Here is a 23361-nt window from a genome sequence, read left to right as displayed (position 1 = left end):
TATTATGAAAAGACACATCTTCTCCATTGTGTTTTTATATTTTTTCGTGTTATTTTATTATAAGGCAAATAATCTTTATGAGGTGAGTACAAATGAAACGTATTGGTGTATTAACAAGTGGTGGAGATTCACCTGGTATGAATGCTGCCATTCGTGCAGTTGTTCGTAAAGCGATTTTCCATGATATTGAAGTATATGGTATTTACCATGGATACGCTGGATTAATTTCTGGTCACATTGAAAAATTAGAACTTGGTTCTGTTGGCGATATTATCCACCGTGGTGGTACAAAATTATATACAGCAAGATGTCCTGAGTTTAAAGACCCAGAAGTACGACTAAAAGGAATCGAGCAATTAAAGAAACATGGTATCGAAGGACTTGTTGTTATTGGTGGAGATGGTTCTTACCAAGGTGCGAAAAAATTAACTGAGCAAGGATTCCCATGTGTAGGTGTACCAGGTACAATCGACAATGATATTCCTGGAACAGACTTCACAATTGGTTTCGATACAGCTTTAAATACTGTTATTGATGCAATTGATAAAATTCGTGATACAGCTACATCTCATGAACGTACATATGTTATTGAAGTAATGGGACGCCACGCTGGAGATATCGCATTATGGGCTGGTTTAGCTGATGGTGCAGAAACTATCTTAATTCCAGAAGAGAAGTATGACATGGAAGATGTTATCGCTCGTCTAAAACGCGGTAGTGAACGTGGCAAAAAGCACAGTATTATCGTTGTAGCTGAAGGTGTTGGAAGTGCAATTGACATCGGTAAGCACATTGAAGAAGCAACAAGCTTTGATACTCGTGTAACTGTGTTAGGTCACGTACAACGTGGTGGATCACCAAGTGCACAAGACCGTGTATTAGCTAGTCGTCTTGGCGCAAGAGCTGTTGAATTGTTAATTGCTGGTAATGGCGGACGTTGTGTTGGTATTCAAAATAATAAACTTGTTGATCATGACATTATCGAAGCGTTAGCTCAAAAGCATACAATCGATAAAGATATGTATCAATTATCTAAAGAATTATCCATCTAATCGGCTTAATGTCAGATATTTGGGAACGGTTTCATAATTTTCGGAGGTGCGATATGCGTAAAACTAAAATTGTATGTACTATAGGTCCTGCTAGTGAAAGTATTGAGAAATTAGAGCAATTAATCGAAGCAGGTATGAACGTTGCTCGTTTAAACTTCTCTCATGGTAGCCATGAAGAGCACGGAGCTCGTATTAAAAACATTCGTGAAGCTTCAAAGAAAACTGGTAAAACAGTTGGTATTTTACTTGATACAAAAGGTCCAGAAATCCGTACTCACGACTTCGTAGACGGACAAGCTGAGCTTGTAACAGGTGCTGAAGTAGTTCTTTCTACTGAGCAAGTATTAGGTACTGCAGAGAAGTTCTCTGTATCTTACGCTGGTCTTTATGACGATGTAGACCCAGGTTCTCGTATTCTAATCGATGACGGTCTTATCGAACTAGAAGTAATCGAAAAAGCTGACGGAAACATCCGTACAAAAGTATTAAACAGCGGAACTGTAAAAAACAAAAAAGGTGTTAACGTACCGAACGTAAGCATTAAGCTTCCTGGTATCACTGAAAAAGACGTAAAAGATATCGTTTTCGGTATCGAGCAAAAAGTTGATTTCATTGCAGCATCTTTCGTACGTAAAGCATCTGACGTATTAGAAATTCGTGAATTATTAGAAGGGCATAACGCTCAATACATCCAAATCGTACCAAAAATCGAAAACCAAGAAGGTATCGACAATATCGATTCAATCTTAGAAGTTTCTGACGGTTTAATGGTAGCTCGTGGTGATATGGGTGTGGAAATCCCACCAGAAGAAGTACCTTTAGTGCAAAAACGTCTAATTAAAAAATGTAACGTATTAGGTAAACCGGTTATTACTGCGACACAAATGCTAGATTCTATGCAACGTAACCCACGCCCAACTCGTGCGGAAGCAAGTGACGTAGCGAACGCAATCTTTGATGGAACAGATGCAATCATGCTTTCAGGTGAAACTGCTGCGGGTCAATACCCTGTAGAAGCTGTAACAATGATGGCTAACATTGCAGTGCGTGTTGAAAAATCATTACAATATGAAGATATGTTCAAAAAACGTATTAAAGAGTTCACTCCAACAATTACAGATGCAATTAGCCAATCTGTTGCGCATACAGCACTTGCTCTTGATGTAGCTGCAATTGTAGCTCCAACAGAAAGTGGACATACTGCGAAAATGATCTCTAAATACCGTCCGAAATCTCCAATCGTAGCTGTAACATCTGACGAGCAAGTAGGACGTCGTCTTGCACTTGTTTGGGGTGTACAAGCGTTTATGGCTGGGAAACGTGCAGCTTCTACTGACGAAATGTTAGATACAGCAATTCAAACAGGTATGGATGCGGGTCTAATTGGACTTGGAGATACTGTAGTAATCACTGCTGGTGTTCCAGTTGCTGAAACTGGTACAACAAACTTAATGAAAATCCACGTTGTTGGTGAAGAAGTTGCTAAAGGACAAGGGATCGGTCGTAAAGCTGCAAAAGGTAAAGTAGTTGTAGCAAAAACAGCTGCTGAAGCTGTAGCGAACGTAAACAAAGGTGATATCCTTGTTACAACAAGCACTGATAAAGATATGATTCCTGCAATTGAAAAAGCTGCTGCTCTAGTTGTAGAAGAAGGTGGCTTAACAAGCCATGCAGCTGTTGTAGGTGTATCAATCGGTATTCCTGTTATCGTTGGTGTAAACGGCGTAACAACAACTTTAAAAAGTGGCCAAGAAGTAACAGTTGATGCAGCACGCGGAATTGTTTATAATGGACATGCGGAAGTGCTATAAGTAATACGGAGAGAAGGATCGGAGTCCTTCTCTTTTTTTTACACAAAATAAGCTAGAAATAGCTTGAAACGCCTGAAATTGCTTTTAAAAGCTGTTTACTATGAGTTTGATACCGGAAAATGTATTAGGTTTTTACATGGTGTATACGGGCGTTGTGAGGGCGTTTAAAGTGATGATGTGTGAGAGGAGTGTAGAACTGTGAAGTGGTTACTATTCTTGTTTATTTTAATACCGGCGATTGAGATTACAGTCTTAATTGGATCAAGTCATGTGATAGGTTTATGGTCTACGTTCGCTATGATTGTATTTACGGGTGTTGTAGGTGTCTATTTGGCGAAAAGGCAAGGGTTTAAAGTGCTTGGAGAGATTCAATCTAAGTTGAATAGAGGAGAAATGCCAGGAGAGGCAGTGCTAGATGGTATTTTTATCTTTGCAGGAGGTATTCTTTTAGTACTACCTGGATATGTAACGGATATAATGGGTTTTATCTTTGTTATTCCTGTGACGAGGGCATTGTTGAAGCCGTTTGTTATGAAGTGGATGGAATGGAAGTTTAGAAAGAACTCTACTATTATTGTGCAGAAATAGTGCTTAGATTATAGCAATCTAAGCACTATTTTTTTATCCTGAAAAAGCCTAATTGGTGCCAGGGATTAAAGTGTTGTTTTATCCGGCCATTTGCCGGACAGTAAGACTCCTGCTTCGAGATTCGGCGAATGCGAGGAAGTTAGGTGGGGCTAATAATCAGTGGGGATGAACACCCTGCTTTATTGTGTTCCCTATGTATTTTCGATTCGATATATATAATTCTTAACCTTATATATAAGATTAAGTAGCATCAAGAAATGGTATAAGAGTGGAAAAATTGTTGGTGAAAAGTCTTCTCGTATGTTATTTTGTATATTTATTCATTTACATAAAAAGTAATAAATGTAAGTAATAATTATGAAGTAAATAGAATAAAAATGTAAAAATACCACGAAATATGCGTTTTCTATGCAAAAAACAAGAGAATTATCCTTTTTTAGGAAATCCTCTCGTTTAAAATGTAATTAATATAAAAATAAGTACAATGAATAATCAGTGGGAATTTCCCACTGATTATAGTTAAGTTTTTTGTTGTATGTGAATTAGAAAATATTATTTTGATGGTGAGCCTTTAATGAATTTCCATAAGTCGTGGAATACATGAGCTTTGTGTAATGTATTAAGTAGTACTAATATGACTGGACCGATGATTAATCCTAAAAAACCAAAGAGCTTAAAGCCGACAAATAGAGCGATGAGTGTCGCTAATGGATCGAGTCCAATATTAGATGAAAGTACTTTTGGCTCCATGATTTGTCTTTGGACAATCACGACGATGTATAGGATGAGAAGACCGATGGCGAATGCAGTATCGCCTGTGAAAAATACGTATATAACCCAAGGAACGAAGACGGCTCCAGTTCCTAAATACGGGAGTAAATCTACAACCCCTGTAATAATTGCGATAGTAATTGCGTATGGCACGCGTAATATTAAAAGGCCGATTAGTACAATGATAGTTGTCATAGATACGAGTGTAAGTTGTGCTTTAACAAAACCAAACAAAGCTTTTCTTAAATCGACAAAAATAGTTTTTCCGTATCCATGTACACGATTAGGTAGAAGTTTTCTTACTTTATGAGCAAGACGATGCCAATCGTAACTAATGAAGAAAGTGGCTAATAAGACAAATACAAGGACCGTTAAAGTTGTTGGTAATGCACTAATGAAATTTGTTAATCCGCTTATGATGGCGGTTAAAAGTTCTTTCATTTGTGTCGTTGCTTCGGTACCTAAGTTTTGAATGTTTTGTGTAATAGTATATCGCTGTGGTTCTCCGAGATGATTAAATTTAGAAATTAAATCATCATAGAGAGGCATAATATGATTAAGTGCAAAATTTTGGGCGAATGCAACGATATCTGGAAACTTCACTGTAACAATTTGTAGTAAGTATGTTGTGGCAGAGATTGCTTCAGTTACAAGGTATGTAACAAGTCCGACGATAGCCCCGAATACGAGAATTAAGCTAACGAGTACCGATAACGCACGAGGAAATTGTAGTTTTTGATTAAGGAAATTGACGACAGGATTAATCAAATAAGCGAATGCAAAAGCAATAATAAAAGGGTAAATAAGGCCTGACATGTAAAGTAAGGCATAGAACCCAGCTACCGTTGCTACAATGACGAATATGAGTCGTAATATCATATATAGTAAGTTTCGATTCAAAGATGTATACCTCCCATTCCAATTTGGATTATCCTAATTCGTTCAACTTATAACTAGTGAGATTCACTGATCAAAGTTTAACTTTATGTTATAGTGGAATGATGGATTTATCCTGCTTTTGCAGCGGATTCATGACTACAGAAGCTTGTTGGTGATGCTTCTACTATATGGTAAAAAATTCATTTTCTCTCCTTTTTATTTTACCTGTTTCTTATTATAAAAGAAAGGAGAGACATCCGCTTTTAAATGTATATGCATGCTTTATTTTTTCTGGTTAAAGTCTTGTTTGTAATTTTGAAATGCATATGAAAATCAAATTGTTTCTTTATTATAATTGATGAATATGAATCGATATAGCATGTATAACGATAGGTTTAAAGGTATTTTTGTTTGGAAACAAGTTCATTATTTTCAGAAAGGAAGTGCAATCATGATTAGTCAGTCAACGTTATTTTTATTCATACTACTTATTATAGGACTTATTGCTAAAAACCAATCGCTTACTGTAGCTGTTGGAGTGTTATTTTTATTGAAGTTTACGTTTTTAGGCGATAAAGTCTTTCCTTATTTACAAACGAAAGGAATTAACCTCGGTGTGACGGTTATTACAATTGCGGTGCTAGTCCCAATTGCGACGGGGGAAATAGGGTTTAAACAACTTGGAGAAGCGGCGAAATCATACTATGCATGGATTGCTTTAGCTTCAGGGGTAGCGGTTGCTTTATTGGCGAAAGGTGGGGTGCAATTATTAACGACTGATCCTCATATTACAACTGCACTTGTTTTTGGGACAATTATAGCTGTAGCTCTATTTAATGGAGTTGCTGTAGGTCCATTAATTGGGGCTGGAATTGCCTATGCAGTTATGAGTATTATACAAATGTTTAAATAAGGAATTTTATAGTAATATAAAATTTTTGAATTCTTTCTGTTCACAAAAGTCAGATAATTGTTTATAATAGGATTAGAAACTTTGAAAAGTTACATAACAGCAGAGACTTTACACCAGATAAAATAAAAACAACATAAAACAATTTTATAATGATATTGTTTTATGTTGTTTTTATCATAAAACTCTTCGGAATTCATTTTCCTCACTAACTTGTTGTTCTGAGCGTGAGGATTCGGGGAGACATTCACGCTCATGCTTTCCATGTAAGTAATGGACAATAAGAGGGGAACATCGCAACAAATTTGCATGAACGTGCATTTTGCTTGCCTAAAGAGTGAACGAGCGTTCATAATTTATAAGGGGAGCAAATAGATATAAGGAGCAAGGTTGGGAGAATTTTCAGGAAAAGGAGAGAATGTCATGACTGTTATTCGAGGTTTAGAAGGGGTAGTAGCAACAACATCATCTGTGAGCTCTATTATTGATGATACATTAACTTATGTTGGGTATAATATTGATGATTTAGCTGAGAATGCTACGTTCGAAGAAGTAGTGTACTTATTATGGCACCGCAAACTTCCTAACGAAAAAGAACTAGCGGAATTTAGTGAAACTGTATCTGAATACTATAAAGTACCAGGTGAGATTTTAACGTATTTGAAACAAGTAGATTTAAAAGTCGCACATCCGATGTCGGTTTTACGAACTGCGATTTCCATGCTATCATTATACGATGAGAGCGCTGAAATAATGGATGGAAAGTCTAATTATTTGAAAGCGGTTAAATTACAGGCTCAAGTAGGAACTTTAATTGCGGCTTATGCAAGAATTCGCAAAGGTTTAGATGTTGTTGAGCCAAGAAAAGATCTATCATTAGCTGCAAACTTCTTGTACATGTTAAATGATCGTGAGCCAAATGAAGTTGAAATTGAGGCTTTTGATAAGGCACTTGTACTTCATGCGGATCATGAGTTAAACGCTTCTACATTTACTGCACGTGTTTGCGTAGCTACACTTTCAGATGTGTATTCTGGTATTACAGCAGCAATCGGTGCATTAAAAGGTCCTCTTCACGGCGGAGCAAATGAAAATGTAATGAAGATGCTAACTGAAATTGGCGAAGAAGAAAATGTAGAATCATATATTCATAATGCTCTTCAAAATAAAGTGAAAATTATGGGATTTGGTCATCGCGTATATGAGCATGGTGATCCACGCGCGAAACACTTACGCGAAATGTCTAAGAGATTATGCGTGCTTTTAGGAGAAGACAAATGGTATAATATGTCTATCAAAATTGAAGACATTGTAACAAAAGAAAAAGGTCTTCCACCAAATGTTGATTTCTATTCAGCTTCTGTATACCATTGTTTAGGAGTTGACCATGACTTATTTACACCTATCTTTGCGATTAGCCGTATGTCAGGCTGGTTAGCTCATATTCTAGAACAATATGAAAATAACCGTTTAATCCGTCCGCGTGCTGATTATAATGGACCTACGCATCAAGTGTATGTTCCAATCGCACAACGATAAGTGAAAACACTATTTTGATAGTGAAAATACGCTTTCAAAAGTCTGATTTTTTCGGAAAGATATAATGATTAGAATATTTTAATTTGACTAACGGTTTGAACTGAGGGGTTACTCCCTCAGTTTCATACATATGAAATTTCAAACATGGGGGTTATCACATTGACGACAGGTGAAAAAATTACTGTAACTAATGGTGTTATGAATGTACCAAACAATCCGATTATTCCATTTATCGAAGGAGATGGAATTGGTCCTGATATTTGGGCGGCAGCATCTCGCGTAATAGAAGCAGCAGTTGAGAAAGCATATGATGGTGAGAAGAAAATCGTTTGGAAAGAAGTGCTTGCAGGGGAAAAAGCATTCAACCAAACAGGCGAGTGGTTACCAGAAGAGACTTTAAATTTAATTCGTGAATATTTAATCGCAATTAAAGGTCCACTTACAACTCCAGTTGGCGGTGGTATTCGTTCTCTAAACGTTGCGCTTCGTCAAGAATTAGATTTATATGTATGTCTACGTCCAGTTCGTTACTTTGAAGGTGTTCCTTCACCTGTAAAACGTCCGGAAGATACTGATATGGTTATTTTCCGTGAAAATACAGAAGACATTTACGCTGGTATTGAATATGCACAAGGTTCTCCAGAAGCGGAAAAAGTTCTTGCATTCTTAAAAGAAGCAATGGGCGTTAATAAAATTCGTTTCCCAGAAACATCAGGGATTGGTATTAAACCAATTTCAGAGGAAGGGACAAAGCGTCTTGTTCGCGCTGCAATTCAATATGCAATTAACGAAAAACGTTCTTCTGTTACATTAGTTCATAAAGGAAACATTATGAAATTTACAGAAGGTGCTTTCAAAAACTGGGGTTACGAAGTAGCTGAACAAGAATTTGGAGACAAAGTATTTACTTGGGCTGAATATGATCGTATCGTTGAAAAAGATGGTAAAGATGCAGCGAATAAAGCGATGGCAGAAGCAGAATCTGCTGGGAAAATCATCGTAAAAGATTCTATTGCAGACATCTTCTTACAACAAATTTTAACTCGTCCACGTGAGTTCGATGTTGTTGCAACAATGAACTTAAATGGAGACTATATCTCTGATGCACTTGCTGCACAAGTAGGTGGAATTGGTATTGCACCTGGTGCGAACATTAACTATGTGACTGGACATGCTATCTTTGAAGCTACACACGGTACAGCTCCAAAATATGCAGGTTTAGATAAAGTAAATCCATCTTCTGTTCTTCTTTCTGGTGTATTATTATTAGAGCACTTAGGATGGAACGAAGCTGCGAATTTAGTAACTGCTTCAGTTGAGAAAACAATTGAATCAAAAGTAGTAACTTATGATTTCGCACGCTTAATGGAAGGTGCAACAGAAGTGAAATGTTCTGAGTTCGCTAATGAACTTATTAAAAACATGGATGTAGCGATAATCAAAAACGCATAATTAAAGCAGGGGGTAAATTATGACAATCAAACGCAAGAAAGTTTCAGTCATCGGTGCAGGATTTACAGGAGCAACAACAGCATTCTTATTAGCACAAAAAGAACTAGCAGATGTTGTATTAGTGGACATTCCACAGCTGGAAAATCCAACAAAAGGGAAAGCGTTAGATATGTTAGAAGCGAGCCCAGTACAAGGTTTTGATGCTAACATTATTGGCACATCAGATTACGCAGATACTGCTGATTCTGACGTTGTCGTTATTACAGCAGGTATTGCTCGTAAGCCTGGTATGAGCCGTGATGACTTAGTAGCAACAAACTCTAAAATTATGAAAAGTATTACGCGCGACATTGCAAAACATTCACCAAATGCGATTATTGTTGTATTAACAAATCCAGTTGATGCAATGACATATTCTGTATTTAAAGAAGCAGGATTCCCGAAAGAGCGTGTTATCGGTCAATCGGGTGTATTAGATACAGCTCGTTTCCGTACATTCATTGCACAAGAATTAAATCTTTCTGTGAAAGACATTACAGGATTTGTTCTTGGTGGACACGGTGACGATATGGTACCTCTTGTACGCTATTCCTATGCAGGTGGCATTCCGTTAGAAACATTAATTCCAAAAGAGCGCTTAGAAGCAATCGTAGAACGTACACGTAAAGGTGGCGGCGAAATTGTAGGCTTATTAGGAAACGGTAGTGCATATTATGCGCCAGCAGCTTCTTTAGTTGAAATGACAGAAGCAATCTTGAAAGATCAACGCCGTGTATTACCTGCTATTGCATACCTTGAAGGTGAGTATGGTTATAGTGACCTTTACTTAGGGGTACCAGTAATTCTAGGTGGTAACGGAATTGAAAAAATTATTGAATTAGAACTTCTTGCAGATGAGAGAGAAGCGTTAGATCGCTCTGTAGAATCTGTACGTAACGTTATGAAAGTTCTTGTTTAATAATTAAATATAAGCGGAAAAAGATTCGGGGCCCCGAATCTTTTTCTACTATTTACTAAATTGTTTTTTTGAAATAATATGTAAACGCTATCATTTGGTGTATCCTATAATGAAACTATAGACTTATACTATATATTGCCCTCATCATAGTAAATTTCGGAGAAGGTATCGCTTTTAGTAGGATAATATGGTGAAAAAATCGGAGGGGGTTGTAACATGTTAAAGAAAAAAGTTCAAATTGGTCGTAAAATGGATGAAATTACAGTAGGAGAGAAATTATCTATCACTGAAAAAATTGAGGATAAAGATTTGTTATTGTACTTAGGGCTAACGAATGATGCCAATCCATTATATATTCAGCATGATTACGCATCCCAAACTCCGTATGAAAAGCCGATTGTACCAAGCATTATGCTAACAGGGATGATTACAACGGCGGTTACGAAATATTTACCAGGTCCAGGTAGTCATATTACTAGGAAGGACCTTACGTTCGTGAAACATGTTCACCATTATGAAACGTTACAAATCCACTTTGAAGTTGTGGCTGTTTCTGAGGAGGAACATACAATTGATATGCTTGTATCTGCTCATGATGAAAAGGGAGATACTGTTGTGAAAGGCTCATTAACAGTAACACCGCCTTATAAATCAGTTTCTATTATGGAAAAAGCATTAGATAATTTTTAAAACATGAAAATACGAATAGCGCTAGCATACCTTTAATAAGGGAGCTAGCGCTATTTTAGTTGAAGAATCCTTGTGTGAATCCTTCAGCGAAGTCTGAACAACCTGTTTTAATAGTATCCCAGCTCGGGGCGTTGAAAGTAAGAATACATGTTACTACTAAAGATAGAATAGGTAGTACTAGTCGCATAATAGAACCTCCATATTATTAATATCGATATATTTGAATAAAAAATATAAACTATCGCATAATTTAATAGTTGAAGTCAATTGAAGGAGTGATTTTTTAAGGTGAAATGGAAAAGAGAAGACATAATCTTTGAAACGATGAGAGAAGCTGAAGTGTGGGCTGATTCGATCGCGAATGAAATGTACGGGAGAGTATTTGATGGATATGAAACACCAGATTATAAAATAGCGTATGCTCTTGCGTTTTTCCTAGCGCAAAATCAAGATTTTATCCCACATTAACGGGCAGTAAGATCCCCACCTCAAAATTCAGCGAAAGCAAAGAAGTTAGGTGGGGAATCAACTGCCCGTAAAAGCCCGATTGGTTCAACTAATAATCAGTGGGGGATGAACAAAACCCCCACTGATTAAAGTTTCACTTTATAGTTCATACGGAAGTGAGCTTTAAAAAAGAGAGAGCAATCTATAAAGTTTGGAAAAATCCTGTGTAGCTGAAGGTGAGCCATAATTACTTCTATTTTCTCAATTTTACACAAACGAGCTCCATGAATAGACAATTATATTGAGGGGGACCTTGTTTTCTAGTATGATTAGAATAACGGGGAAAATACTAGGATGAAGAAGGTTTCAAGTCTATAACTTGGAGGAAAAGAATGAACAATCGTATTTTAGTAGTTGATGATGAGGAATTTATCTTAACTTTAATTGAATTTAATTTACAACAAGCTGGGTTTGAAGTTATAACAGCGATGGATGGAGAAATGGCGCTTCAAAAAGCGACAACAGAACGCCCAGATTTAATTATATTAGATTTAATGCTTCCGAAAATGGATGGTATGGAAGTTTGTAAAGAATTACGATTGCAGCGTGTTATGACGCCGATTTTAATGCTAACAGCAAAAGATGATGAATTTGATAAGGTGCTAGGTCTTGAGCTTGGGGCTGATGATTATATGACGAAGCCGTTTAGCCCAAGGGAAGTTGTTGCTCGTGTGAAAGCGATTTTGCGCCGCACGAAATTACAGCAAGAAGAACAAGTTTTGGAAGCACCAGATGAAGATAGCATCATAATTGCAGAGCTTAAAATTTTACCGGAGTTTTATGAAGCGTACTTCCAAGGAAGGAAACTGGAGTTAACACCGAAAGAATTTGAGTTACTTGTTTATCTTGCGAAAAATAAAAGTCGTGTATTAACTCGTGATCAATTATTAAGTGCTGTATGGAATTATGATTTTGCTGGTGATACAAGAATTGTTGATGTCCATATTAGCCATTTGCGCGATAAAATTGAACAAAATACGAAAAAACCGACGTACATTAAAACGATACGTGGTTTAGGTTATAAATTAGAGGAGCCAAAAGGGGATGAATAAATTTCGCTCCAGGCTTCTTTTTACATTTGTTTCTCTTATCGTTTTTATTTTAGTTGGACTAGGTGTATTATTAGAAACCGTATTTGAAAATTACTATATAGATCATGCTAAAGAGAGAATGGTAAAAGAGACAAGGTATGTTGCTGTATTAGCAGAGGAGCAAGGGTTTGATTCTGTTTTAAAAAAGCCGTATGTCTTTGAAAAGTTAGAAGAACAAATACCAGCTTCTATTATATTTGTGGATGAAAAAAAGAAAGTTCAATATAGCGGAGGGAAACAATCTACATTTAGTCAAGAGATGATTAAAGAACTTTCTTCTGAAGCAGGAAAACAAAAAAATAAAGTCATTACGAAAGAAACAGATCAAAAGAATGAATTTTATCATGCTGTGTTCGTCCAAGATGTAGAAGGGAAACAAGGGTACATCTTGGTGAAAAGTACAATTGATACTTTGAGGGACGTTCACCAAAAAACGTGGGGATTATTAATTATCGGATTTGTCATTGCTTGTCTCGTAGTTGTATTCTTAGGTGTCAAAATTACAGGGCAATACATTAGGCCAATTGAATCAGTTACGAAAGTTGCAATCGAATTAGCGAAGGGTAATTATAAAGCGCGTGCATACGAAAGTCATTCGGATGAAACAGGAATGCTGAGTAAAGCAATTAATATTTTAGCGCGTAATTTACAAGAGATGACACTCGAACAAGAAATGCAACAAGACCGCCTGCACACATTAATTGAAAATATGGGAAGCGGAATGATTCTAATTGATAGCCGTGGTTATATAAACCTTGTAAACCGTTCTTATAAGGAGACTTTCCACGTAACAGACGAAGAATATTTAGACCGTTTATACTATGAGTCGTTTCATCATACGGAAATTATTGAGCTTGTGGAAGAAATCTTTATGACAGAAGTGAAAGTGCGTAAACAAATGTTATTGCTGCTTGGTATTGAGCGAAAGCATTTCGAAGTATACGGAGCGCCAATTATTGGGACAAACCATGAGTGGAAAGGGATTGTTCTCGTATTCCATGACATTACTGAGCTGAAGAGATTAGAACAAATGAGAAAAGACTTTTTAGCGAATGTTTCTCATGAATTGAAGACACCGATTACTTCTATTAAAGGTTTTTCAGAAACACTCTTGGACGGAGCGATGGATAATAAAAAATTCTGCGAACATTTCTTGCATATCATTTTAAAAGAAAGTGAGCGTATGCAAGGATTAATTGAAGATTTATTAGATTTGTCAAAAATCGAGCAGCAAGGGTTTAGATTAAATATGGGTACGGTTGATATGAAGGGGATTCTTGAAGACATTCACATGGTGCTTGATAATAAAGCGGGAGAAAAAGAAATTTCTTTACAAGTGAATGTATTGAAACGAGTTTCCGTTATTGGAGATCCGAGCCGCTTAAAACAAATCTTTATTAATTTAATTAATAATGCAATCGTATATACGCCGGCTGGAGGCGTTGTTTCTGTTGAATTATTAGAGGATAAATATAATGCGTATATAAAAGTGTCGGATACTGGAATTGGCATTAGTAAAGAAGAAATTCCTCGTATTTTTGAACGTTTTTATCGAGTTGATAAAGCGAGAAGTAGAAATACAGGTGGAACAGGTCTTGGTTTATCAATTGTGAAACATTTAGTTGAAGCTCATCACGGTACGATTACAGTCGATAGTGAAGTTGGGCAAGGGACAACATTTACGGTTGTTTTACCAAAATCAGCAACTGAAAAATAGGATGAAGGATATTTACAATATATTAACAATGGCTTAATTAAATATTAATAAAGCTCTGTTAATATAATATATGAAAACCCCTTCATCCAAGGAGTAATTTTGGACGAGAATAGTTATGCTATTCTCGTCACTTCCCTTTTATGCCAATAAAAGTCTGTTTATATATAATAGAAAAAAACCGTTATTTTTCTTCTCTCTATTAGTCATGTTAATATAGAGAGAGGAAAGGAACGGTTTTTTTCTATGGAAAAATCGTTTCAAATTTGTATGGGGAGGTTTATAGTTTGGAAAAAAAAGTCGTATTAGTAGATGGTAATAATATCGCGTATCGTGCTTTCTTTGCACTACCGCTTTTAAATAACGACAAAGGTATACATACGAACGCAATTTACGGTTTTACGATGATGTTAATGAGAATATTAGAGGAAGAAAAACCGACGCACATGCTTGTAGCGTTTGATGCGGGTAAAACAACATTCCGTCATAAAACATATAGTGATTATAAGGGAGGGCGTCAAAAGACTCCACCTGAGTTATCAGAGCAATTCCCGTTTATTCGTGAGGTACTTGATGCATTTAATGTTCCGCGTTATGAGCTAGAAAATTATGAAGCGGATGACATTATGGGGACGTTAGCGAAAGAGGCGAGTGAGCAAGGGCTTCATGTTAAAGTTATTTCAGGAGATAAAGATTTACTTCAACTTGTTTCAGATAATACACTCGTATGTATTCCTCGCAAAGGGATTACGGAAGTAGATGAATATACGACAGAAGCTTTATTTGAGAAATACAGCTTATCACCAAAACAAATTATCGATATGAAAGGTTTAATGGGAGATCAGTCAGATAACATTCCAGGTGTACCAGGTGTTGGTGAAAAGACTGCCATTAAATTATTAACGCAATTTGAAACGGTAGAAGCAGTATATGAAAATTTAGATCAAGTAAGTGGGAAGAAATTAAAAGAAAAGCTAGAAGCAAATAAAGAACAAGCTCTTATGAGTAAAGAACTTGCGACTATTATTACAGATGCACCAATTACTGTGCATGTAGATGATATGGAATATAAAGGATATGAAGCAAGTGATGTTATTCCGATGTTTGAGAATTTAGGATTTACATCTCTTTTAAATAAGTTAGGTGTTACGCCAGAGGAAACAGCTCCAGCGGAATTAGATGATATTACATTTGATATTGTGGAAGAAGTTACAGAAGAAATGCTTCAGCAAGATAGTGCGCTTATTGTTGAAGTACAAGAAGATAACTATCATAAAGCGGATATTCAAGGTTTTGGTATTCAAAATGAAAATGGTTGTTACTTCATTTCGGCAGAAACAGCTCTTAAATCAGATGCATTCAAAACATGGCTTGCAAATGGAGAAATGAGAAAGCATACATTTGATGCGAAGCGTGCTATCGTTGCTCTCAAGTGGAATGGTGTAGATATTCAAGGAATTGATTTTGATTTATTAATTGCCGCTTATTTACTTGATCCAGCGGATACCGATAAAGATTTCCGTGCCGTTGCGAAAATGAAAGAAACACATGCGGTAAAATCTGACGAAGAAGTTTACGGAAAAGGTGCGAAGCGTGCTGTTCCGGAGCAAGAGGTAGTAGCTGAGCATGTAGCCCGTAAAGTGCATGTATTATATGATGTGAAGCAAACATTCGAGGAAGAATTAGAAAAGAATGAGCAATATGAACTATTTACAGAGTTAGAATTACCTCTTGCTCGTGTATTAGCTGACATGGAAGTGAAAGGTGTTAAAGTTGATACGGAGCGTCTTCGTAATATGGGAGAAGAGCTTGCGGGTAGATTAAAAGAAATGGAACAAGAAATTTATGAGCTTGCAGGAACGGAATTTAATATTAATTCACCGAAGCAGCTTGGGGTTATTCTGTTTGAAAACTTAAATTTACCTGTTATTAAAAAGACGAAAACAGGTTATTCTACGTCTGCTGATGTACTAGACAAGCTTATGGATCATCATGCAATCATTCCGAAGATTTTACACTACCGTCAATTAGGGAAACTAAACTCTACATATATTGAAGGGTTATTAAAAGTTGTACATGACGATTCATCTAAAATTCACACTCGATTTAACCAAGTGTTAACGCAAACGGGACGACTAAGTTCAACGGAACCAAACTTGCAAAATATCCCGATTCGCTTAGAAGAGGGAAGGAAGATTCGTCAGGCGTTTATTCCTTCAGAAGAGGGATGGATTATGTACGCAGCCGATTATTCACAAATTGAACTTCGTGTGCTTGCTCATATTGCAAAAGATAAAGGTTTAGTTGAAGCGTTCCAACATGACATGGATATTCATACGAAAACAGCTATGGATGTATTCGGTGTTGGAAAAGATGAAGTGACATCTAATATGAGACGACAAGCAAAAGCTGTAAACTTCGGCATTGTATACGGTATTAGTGATTACGGCCTTTCACAAAACTTAGGAATCACGAGAAAAGCGGCAGGGGAATTTATTGAAAGGTATTTAGAAAGCTTCCCTGGAGTACAAGAATATATGGCTGACATTGTAAAAGATGCGAAGCAAAAAGGATATGTTTCAACGTTATTAAATCGCCGTCGTTACATTCCAGAAATTACGAGCCGTAACTTTAATTTACGTAGCTTTGCAGAGCGTACAGCGATGAATACACCAATTCAAGGTAGTGCGGCGGATATTATTAAAAAGGCTATGATTATTATGGCGGATCGATTAGAAGAAGAAGGTCTACAAGCTCGCTTACTTCTGCAAGTACACGATGAATTGATCTTTGAAGCACCAAAAGAAGAAGTGGAAAAACTAGAGAAGCTTGTACCTGAAGTAATGGAGCATGCAATTGAACTAGCAGTTCCGTTAAAAGTTGATTATTCTTACGGCCCAACTTGGTACGACGCGAAATAAGGAAGTGATGAAATGCCTGAATTACCAGAGGTTGAAAATGTTAGACGGACGCTTGAAAATCTTGTGACGGGAAAAACGATTGAAGATGTCATCGTTACCTATCCTAAAATAGTAAAACGCCCAGATGACGCGGAAATCTTTAAAGAAATGCTAAGAGGCGAGACAATTGAAAATATAAAGCGAAGAGGAAAGTTTTTGCTTTTATATGTAACGAATTATGTCATTGTTTCACATTTGCGTATGGAAGGTAAGTTTTTACTGCATCAAGAGGGTGAGCCGATTGATAAACATACGCATGTCCGTTTCTTATTTACAGATGGAACTGAATTACATTATAAAGATGTGAGAAAGTTTGGTACGATGCATCTCTTTAAGAAAGGTGAAGAATTGAATCAAATGCCCCTTGCTGACTTAGGACCGGAGCCATTTGATGCTGAATTGACACCGAAGTATTTGCAAGAGAGATTGCAAAAGACAAATCGTAAAATAAAAGTCGTATTATTAGACCAGCGTCTTTTAGTAGGGCTTGGAAATATATATGTAGATGAAGTATTATTCCGTTCTCATATTCATCCAGAGCGAGAAGCGTCATCTTTAACGGAAGAAGAAATTGAGAGAGTTTACGAAGCGATTGTTACAACGCTAGGCGAAGCAGTGAAGCGAGGCGGAAGTACAATTAGAACGTATATCAATTCGCAAGGGCAAATCGGTTCATTCCAAGAACTTCTAAATGTATATGGAAAAAAGGGAGAACCGTGTGTGACTTGCGGTACGATTTTAGAAAAAACAGTTGTTGGTGGAAGAGGAACACATTACTGCCCAATTTGTCAGCCTAGAATATAGAAAAGAGATAACATCGGATAGGCATTTGTCATATACATACAGCAGAGCTATGTATAAGGGAGGAGTTTACCGATGTACCTTTATTTATCTCTTATTTTATTAGCTTTTACATTAAGCTTAGATAGCTGTAGTGTAGGGCTAACATACGGGTTAAGGAGCGTAAGAATTCCACTAAGATCAATTATAATTATCGGAATCTGTTCAGCGGCTGTTATGCTCGTTTCAATGGGAATTGGACATATGATCGCGAAAATTTTTTCACCTGTTATCGCAACGCGTATCGGTGGGCTTGTTCTTATTGGAATAGGGATTTGGGTATTATACCAATTTTTTCGGAGTGATAAAAAAGAAGAACCGAAGCAAGAGGAGAAGGTTTGGAAATTAGAGATTGCTTCACTAGGACTAGTGATTCAAATTTTACGGAAACCGACTGTTGCGGATTTTGATAAATCGGGCACCATTTCTGCAGGAGAAGCGCTACTTCTTGGTATAGCTCTTTCTGTAGATTCGTTTGGTGCTGGAATTGGTGCATCTTTATTAGGTTATGCACCTGCTATGATGGCGATATTAGTCGCGGTTATGAGTTCTTTATTTTTATTTATTGGAATGAAGCTTGGTACGGTTTTGTCGAATATGAAATGGTTACAAAAATTTACATTCCTGCCTGGGGTATTACTCATTATTATTGGAATTTGGAAAATGTAAGTATGGGCGTGGAACACTAGTTTCGCGCCTTTTATTATGAGGGGGATTATGATGACAGTAGTAATTGGATTAACAGGGGGCATTGCAAGTGGAAAAAGTACAGTGTCTCAAATGTTTCGCGAGCTAAGTATACCAGTTATTGATGCAGATATTATTGCGCGAGAAGTTGTAGAACGAGGAAAACCAGCATATAACAAAATTGTAGAAGTATTTGGAACGGAAGTGTTACAAAAAGACGGAGAACTGGATCGACCGAAATTAGGAAGTGTCGTTTTCCATAATGAAGAAAAACGATTGCAGTTAAATAAAATTGTTCATCCGGCAGTGCGTGAGGAAATGAATATGCAAAAGGAAATGTACATAAAAGAAGGTGTGCAAGCGGTTGTGTTAGATATTCCTCTTTTATTTGAAAGTAAATTAACGAGTCTCGTTGATCGCGTTTTAGTTGTAGCGGTTACGCCGAATACACAATTAGACCGTTTAATGAAACGAAATAACTTTTCAGAAGAAGAAGCAACGGTGCGTATTCAATCTCAAATGCCATTAGAAGAAAAAGTGAAGAATGCAGATGAAGTGATAAATAATGATGGCACAATTATGGGAACGAAAACACAATTACAGGTAATTTTAAAGAAGTGGAACATTATTGATTAAAAAATTGTGAAATTAATGAAAATGCTTAGTGACATTCCTCCTTTTTGTGTTATACTAATATTGGGATTTGAGATAAATAGTATAACGCATTCAAGGGGGATAACATATTATGACTCGTGTGGCAATTAATGGATTTGGACGTATTGGGAGAATGGTGTTTCGTCAAGCAATAAAAGAAAGCGCATTCGAAATTGTAGCAATCAATGCAAGCTATCCGTCCGAAACGTTAGCACATTTAATTAAATATGATACAGTACACGGTAAGTTTGCCGGAACAGTGGAAGCATTTGAAGATCACTTATTAGTAGATGGGAAAATGATTCGCCTTTTAAACAACCGTGATCCAAAGGAATTGCCTTGGACAGATCTAGGTGTTGAAGTTGTAATTGAAGCAACTGGTAAATTTAATTCAAAAGAAAAAGCAATTCTTCACGTTGAAGCTGGAGCGAAAAAAGTTATTTTAACAGCGCCTGGTAAAAATGAAGATGTAACAATTGTAGTTGGTGTGAATGAAGACCAATTAGATATTACAAAACATACCGTTATTTCAAATGCATCTTGTACAACAAACTGTTTAGCACCTGTTGTAAAGGTGTTAGATGAGCAGTTTGGAATTGAAAACGGTTTAATGACAACTGTTCACGCTTATACAAATGACCAAAAAAATATTGATAACCCACATAAAGATTTAAGAAGAGCACGTGCTTGCGGACAGTCAATCATTCCTACAACGACGGGTGCTGCGAAAGCGCTTGCAAAAGTTCTTCCACATTTAAATGGAAAACTTCATGGTATGGCACTTCGTGTACCAACACCAAACGTGTCTCTTGTTGATTTAGTAGTAGACGTAAAACGTGATGTAACAGTTGAAGATATTAATGAAGCGTTCAAAACTGTTGCAAACGGTGCGTTAAAAGGAATTGTAGAATTCAGTGAAGAGCCTTTAGTGTCTATCGACTTTAATACAAATACACACTCAGCTATTATTGATGGTTTATCTACAATGGTAATGGGTGATCGTAAAGTGAAAGTACTTGCTTGGTATGATAACGAGTGGGGCTACTCTCGTCGTGTTGTAGATCTTGTAACGTTAGTTGTTGATGAATTAGCAAAACAAGAAAATGTGCAACATATTTAAGTGAATAAGGGAGAGGGCAAGTGAATATTTGCTCTCTTTTTTTATTTTTTTCTGAAAAGAAAAAAATTATATGGGTATATTTTCAAATAGTGGACATACCAAAAACGTTGTGATTACTGTATTTGTGAATCATTTATTTTTTTTAGGGAAAAGTAAAGAGGAAATTATGACAGAAAATCGAAAAAACTGTTGTTGCAAAATGAAAATAAACAAAGTATACTAACACTCGTAAACTTAAGAGCTGAGGTACGTAGTCGCTACTTAAAGGGTTAGGACCTCTCTGGACTAACTTTCCCCCGTGGTAGTGGAGCAAGCCAAATTGCAAATTAGTTTTCAATTCGAACAGTTAGAATAAATTTACAAGGGGGAACTGTAGAATGGATACTATGGATACGATGGGTCGTCACGTAATCGCTGAACTTTGGGATTGCGATTTCGACAAGCTTAATGACATGCCGTATATTGAACAATTATTTGTGGATGCAGCACTAAGAGCTGGTGCTGAAGTACGTGAGGTTGCTTTTCATAAATTTGCACCACAAGGTGTAAGTGGAGTGGTAATTATCTCGGAATCACATTTAACAATTCATAGCTTTCCGGAGCACGGTTATGCAAGTATTGATGTTTATACTTGTGGGGATCGTATTGATCCAAATGTTGCTGCAGAATATATTGCAGAAGGTTTAAACGCGAAAACGCGTGAGAGCATCGAGCTTCCTCGAGGCACTGGTAGCTTCGAAATTAAGCAGAGAGAAACAAAAGCTCTTTAAAAAAGAACATAATTGATTTAAAATGTAAAGAGGTGTATAATGCACCTCTTTTTTAGTTTATATAAAATAGGATCACGATATGTAATAACTTAGAGTGGTCATTGTAGAAGAATGAGTTATATAATATTGTATATATATTTTCACATGTAGGTGAGTAGCGAAAGAATAAAGATTATATTGTAAAGGAGTGAATGAATTGCGTTGTCCATCCTGTTTTCATAATGGCACAAGAGTGTTAGATTCGCGTCCGGTAGACGAGGGGCGTTCTATTCGAAGAAGAAGAGAGTGTGAAAGTTGTTTAAGTCGCTTTACGACATTTGAAAGAGTAGAAGAATCACCTCTTATCGTTGTTAAAAAAGAAGGAACACGAGAAGAGTTTAATAAAGAGAAAATTTTACGCGGTTTAATTAAAGCGTGTGAAAAAAGACCTGTATCTTTAAGGCAGTTAGAAGAAGTAACACAAAGTGTGGAGCGTGAACTTCGTAACTTAGGTATATCAGAAGTGAAAAGTGATATGATTGGTGAAATTGTTATGGAAGAACTTCGTGATATTGATGATGTTGCTTACGTACGTTTTGCTTCTGTGTATCGTCAATTTAAAGATTTAAATGTATTTATTGAAGAATTAAAAGATATACTGCAAAAAGAGAGAGAGTAGAAGGAATCTCTTTATATACTGTAAGTAAACGAGATAAGAGAGCTAGAAGCGGAAGCTAATAGCTCTTTTTCGCTAATAAAGTGAAACTTTAATCATTGGGTGGTTCATCCCCAATAATTATTAGCCTTCACCAATCGGGCACTTACGGGAATTTATCTCCCACCTAACTTCCTCGCATTCGCCGAATTTTGAGGTGGGAGTCTTACTGTCCGCAAATAGCGGAATAAATTATATAATAAAGATAGAACGAGTGAAATATAGGTTAGATTGGATGAGAGAAAGGAAAAGCAAGAATGGAAAAACAGTCATGGATGGAGCTATTGCCGATTGATCGTTATAAAGTAAGTGCGAAAGGGTTGTTACATAATTACGACCGGAAAGTATTAACGATGTTGTATCAGCCGTTAATAGGTAGTAGAGCTTTTAGCTTATACATGACGCTATGGGGAGAGTTAGAGCAAGATCGTGTGTTTGGAAAAGAGAATACACATCACTCTCTTATGGTGACTATGCAAATGCAACTTCCTGAAATATATGGGGAACGAGTAAAGTTAGAAGCGATTGGTCTTTTAAATGTATATATTAAGAAAGAAAAAGATATTCGAATGTTTATATATGAATTGCAACCACCTTTATCTCCGAAGCAGTTTTTTGATGATATTGTTTTAAGTATCTTTTTATATAATCGCTTGAGTCGGACAAAATACAACCAAGTAAAGCAATATTTCTTAGAAGAAGAATTCGATTTTGCTTCTTATGAAAATGTTACGCGCTCCTTCAACGATGTATTTGATTCGTTTAACCCAGGTCAGTTTGAATATGCGCAAGAAGAACTGCGTATCCCGAAAACGACAACTATGCCAAGTAACGAGAATGGGGATGCTCCGAAAGTTTGGAATGATTTCTTTGATTTCTCTTTATTTGTAGAAGGACTATCAGCGCTTGTTCCTAAAAAGGCGATTACAGATCAAGTGAGAGAATGTGTCATTACACTCGCTTATGTGTACGGTGTGGATGTGTTATCGATGCAAAATATCGTTCTTGGCGCAGTGACAGAGATACAAACAATTGATATCGAAAGGCTTCGGAAGGGAGCACGCGATTGGTATCAATTCGAAAATGGTCAAGCATTACCTGTATTAAGTGAAAGGGTGCAACCTCATGCTGCTCGTACCATGAAAGAGAAAGAACCATCTACGCAAGAAGAGATGCTAATGAAGCAGTTAGAGGAAATCTCGCCAAAACAACTGTTGAAAGAGATTTCAGGCGGTGCAGAGGCGACGAAAGCGGACTTGCAAATCGTTGAGGATGTAATGATAAACCAAAAGTTAACGCCAGGGGTTGTGAATGTACTTATTTATTACGTTATGCTACGCTCAGATATGAAGCTTGCTAAAACGTATGTCGAGAAGATTGCTGGACATTGGGCGCGAAAAAAGGTCGGTACAGTAGGTGAGGCGATGGCGCTAGCGAAAGAAGAGAATCGTCAATATCAAGAGTGGGCTGAGACGAAGAAAAAAGGTCGTACGGCGAAGAAAACGGTACGAAGCGAAATGGTACCAGATTGGCTTAAAGAAGAGCCGAAAGAAGAAGTGAAAGAAACTGTGAAAAACGACGTGAGTGTGGAGAAAAATTCAAGTTCGTTAGAAGATGAACGGAAGCGATTAGAAGAAGTGTTAAAAAAATATAAGCGTGATTAATAGAAGAGAA

Annotated in this window: 21 protein-coding genes; 19 read left to right on the top strand and 2 right to left on the bottom strand. The window is 36.8% G+C overall.

What is annotated here, in order from left to right; all coding sequences use genetic code 11:
• Positions 1-92: 92 nt before the first annotated feature.
• The 3 genes from pfkA (at position 93) to QUF93_RS24325 (ending at position 3451) form a co-directional block, all read left to right on the top strand.
• Positions 93-1052: a 6-phosphofructokinase gene (gene pfkA, locus QUF93_RS24335; protein WP_002034288.1), complete on the top strand. Its 960-nt coding sequence runs from the start codon at positions 93-95 to the stop codon at positions 1050-1052.
• A 53-nt stretch (positions 1053-1105) separates the two neighbouring features.
• Entirely contained in the window at positions 1106-2863 is a 1758-nt protein-coding gene (pyk, locus tag QUF93_RS24330) for a pyruvate kinase (RefSeq protein WP_289360454.1), read from the top strand.
• A 198-nt stretch (positions 2864-3061) separates the two neighbouring features.
• Positions 3062-3451 carry an FxsA family protein gene (locus tag QUF93_RS24325; RefSeq protein WP_289360452.1) on the top strand — a complete coding sequence of 130 codons (390 nt, stop codon included), beginning with the start codon at positions 3062-3064 and terminating at the stop codon, positions 3449-3451.
• A gap of 552 nt (positions 3452-4003) precedes the next feature.
• On the opposite strand, the gene ytvI is transcribed toward QUF93_RS24325, so the two are convergent.
• Positions 4004-5122, bottom strand: a complete 1119-nt coding sequence (ytvI, locus tag QUF93_RS24320; protein WP_002122978.1) for a sporulation integral membrane protein YtvI — start codon at positions 5120-5122, stop codon at positions 4004-4006.
• A gap of 430 nt (positions 5123-5552) precedes the next feature.
• On the opposite strand from ytvI, the gene QUF93_RS24315 reads away from it, so the two are divergent.
• From QUF93_RS24315 to QUF93_RS24295, 5 genes are all read left to right on the top strand, one after another.
• Complete coding sequence (locus QUF93_RS24315) at positions 5553-6014, top strand: DUF441 domain-containing protein (protein WP_002112200.1); 462 nt, start codon at positions 5553-5555, stop codon at positions 6012-6014.
• A 387-nt stretch (positions 6015-6401) separates the two neighbouring features.
• The gene (gene citZ / locus QUF93_RS24310) at positions 6402-7550 is read left to right on the top strand and encodes a citrate synthase (RefSeq protein ID WP_002122976.1); all 1149 of its coding nucleotides are present in this window, start codon (positions 6402-6404) and stop codon (positions 7548-7550) included.
• A 159-nt stretch (positions 7551-7709) separates the two neighbouring features.
• A complete protein-coding gene (gene icd, locus QUF93_RS24305) occupies positions 7710-9002 on the top strand; it encodes an NADP-dependent isocitrate dehydrogenase (protein WP_002122975.1) in 1293 nt (430 codons plus the stop codon).
• A gap of 19 nt (positions 9003-9021) precedes the next feature.
• A complete protein-coding gene (gene mdh, locus QUF93_RS24300) occupies positions 9022-9960 on the top strand; it encodes a malate dehydrogenase (RefSeq protein ID WP_000153234.1) in 939 nt (312 codons plus the stop codon).
• Positions 9961-10176: 216 nt separating this feature from the next.
• The gene (locus tag QUF93_RS24295; RefSeq protein WP_000914178.1) at positions 10177-10650 is read left to right on the top strand and encodes a MaoC family dehydratase; all 474 of its coding nucleotides are present in this window, start codon (positions 10177-10179) and stop codon (positions 10648-10650) included.
• 55 nt (positions 10651-10705) lie between these two features.
• Here the strand turns inward: QUF93_RS24295 and QUF93_RS24290 are convergent, their stop codons facing one another.
• Positions 10706-10837 carry a hypothetical protein gene (locus tag QUF93_RS24290; RefSeq protein WP_002122970.1) on the bottom strand — a complete coding sequence of 44 codons (132 nt, stop codon included), beginning with the start codon at positions 10835-10837 and terminating at the stop codon, positions 10706-10708.
• 101 nt (positions 10838-10938) lie between these two features.
• On the opposite strand from QUF93_RS24290, the gene QUF93_RS24285 reads away from it, so the two are divergent.
• The 11 genes from QUF93_RS24285 (at position 10939) to QUF93_RS24235 (ending at position 23351) form a co-directional block, all read left to right on the top strand.
• Entirely contained in the window at positions 10939-11118 is a 180-nt protein-coding gene (locus tag QUF93_RS24285) for a hypothetical protein (protein ID WP_289361031.1), read from the top strand.
• Positions 11119-11489: 371 nt separating this feature from the next.
• Positions 11490-12209, top strand: a complete 720-nt coding sequence (gene phoP / locus QUF93_RS24280) for a two-component system response regulator PhoP (protein WP_289360448.1) — start codon at positions 11490-11492, stop codon at positions 12207-12209.
• A complete protein-coding gene (phoR, locus tag QUF93_RS24275) occupies positions 12202-13965 on the top strand; it encodes a sensory box histidine kinase PhoR (RefSeq protein ID WP_289360447.1) in 1764 nt (587 codons plus the stop codon). Before phoP ends, phoR begins: the two co-directional genes overlap by 8 nt.
• Before the next feature lie 284 nt (positions 13966-14249).
• Positions 14250-16883: a DNA polymerase I gene (polA, locus tag QUF93_RS24270; protein ID WP_289360446.1), complete on the top strand. Its 2634-nt coding sequence runs from the start codon at positions 14250-14252 to the stop codon at positions 16881-16883.
• A gap of 12 nt (positions 16884-16895) precedes the next feature.
• On the top strand, positions 16896-17726 hold the full coding sequence (gene mutM / locus QUF93_RS24265; RefSeq protein ID WP_002122964.1) for a DNA-formamidopyrimidine glycosylase: 831 nt from the start codon (positions 16896-16898) through the stop codon (positions 17724-17726).
• A gap of 72 nt (positions 17727-17798) precedes the next feature.
• Positions 17799-18431: a sporulation membrane protein YtaF gene (gene ytaF / locus QUF93_RS24260; protein WP_000281731.1), complete on the top strand. Its 633-nt coding sequence runs from the start codon at positions 17799-17801 to the stop codon at positions 18429-18431.
• Positions 18432-18482: 51 nt separating this feature from the next.
• Positions 18483-19085, top strand: coding sequence for a dephospho-CoA kinase (coaE, locus tag QUF93_RS24255; protein ID WP_289360445.1), 603 nt, complete (start codon positions 18483-18485; stop codon positions 19083-19085).
• Positions 19086-19194: 109 nt separating this feature from the next.
• The gene (locus QUF93_RS24250; RefSeq protein ID WP_002112190.1) at positions 19195-20223 is read left to right on the top strand and encodes a glyceraldehyde-3-phosphate dehydrogenase; all 1029 of its coding nucleotides are present in this window, start codon (positions 19195-19197) and stop codon (positions 20221-20223) included.
• A 386-nt stretch (positions 20224-20609) separates the two neighbouring features.
• Entirely contained in the window at positions 20610-20993 is a 384-nt protein-coding gene (speD, locus tag QUF93_RS24245) for an adenosylmethionine decarboxylase (protein WP_002003660.1), read from the top strand.
• Positions 20994-21189: 196 nt separating this feature from the next.
• Complete coding sequence (gene nrdR / locus QUF93_RS24240) at positions 21190-21651, top strand: transcriptional regulator NrdR (protein ID WP_001203686.1); 462 nt, start codon at positions 21190-21192, stop codon at positions 21649-21651.
• Positions 21652-21944: 293 nt separating this feature from the next.
• Positions 21945-23351: a replication initiation and membrane attachment family protein gene (locus QUF93_RS24235; RefSeq protein ID WP_289360444.1), complete on the top strand. Its 1407-nt coding sequence runs from the start codon at positions 21945-21947 to the stop codon at positions 23349-23351.
• Positions 23352-23361 lie beyond the last annotated feature (10 nt).

Origin of the sequence: Bacillus hominis (assembly GCF_030348325.1) — a bacterium.
GTDB lineage: Bacteria > Bacillota > Bacilli > Bacillales > Bacillaceae_G > Bacillus_A > Bacillus_A hominis.
The sequence above is the reverse complement of the archived record's forward strand: the minus strand, read 5'-3'. Positions and strand labels throughout refer to the sequence as shown.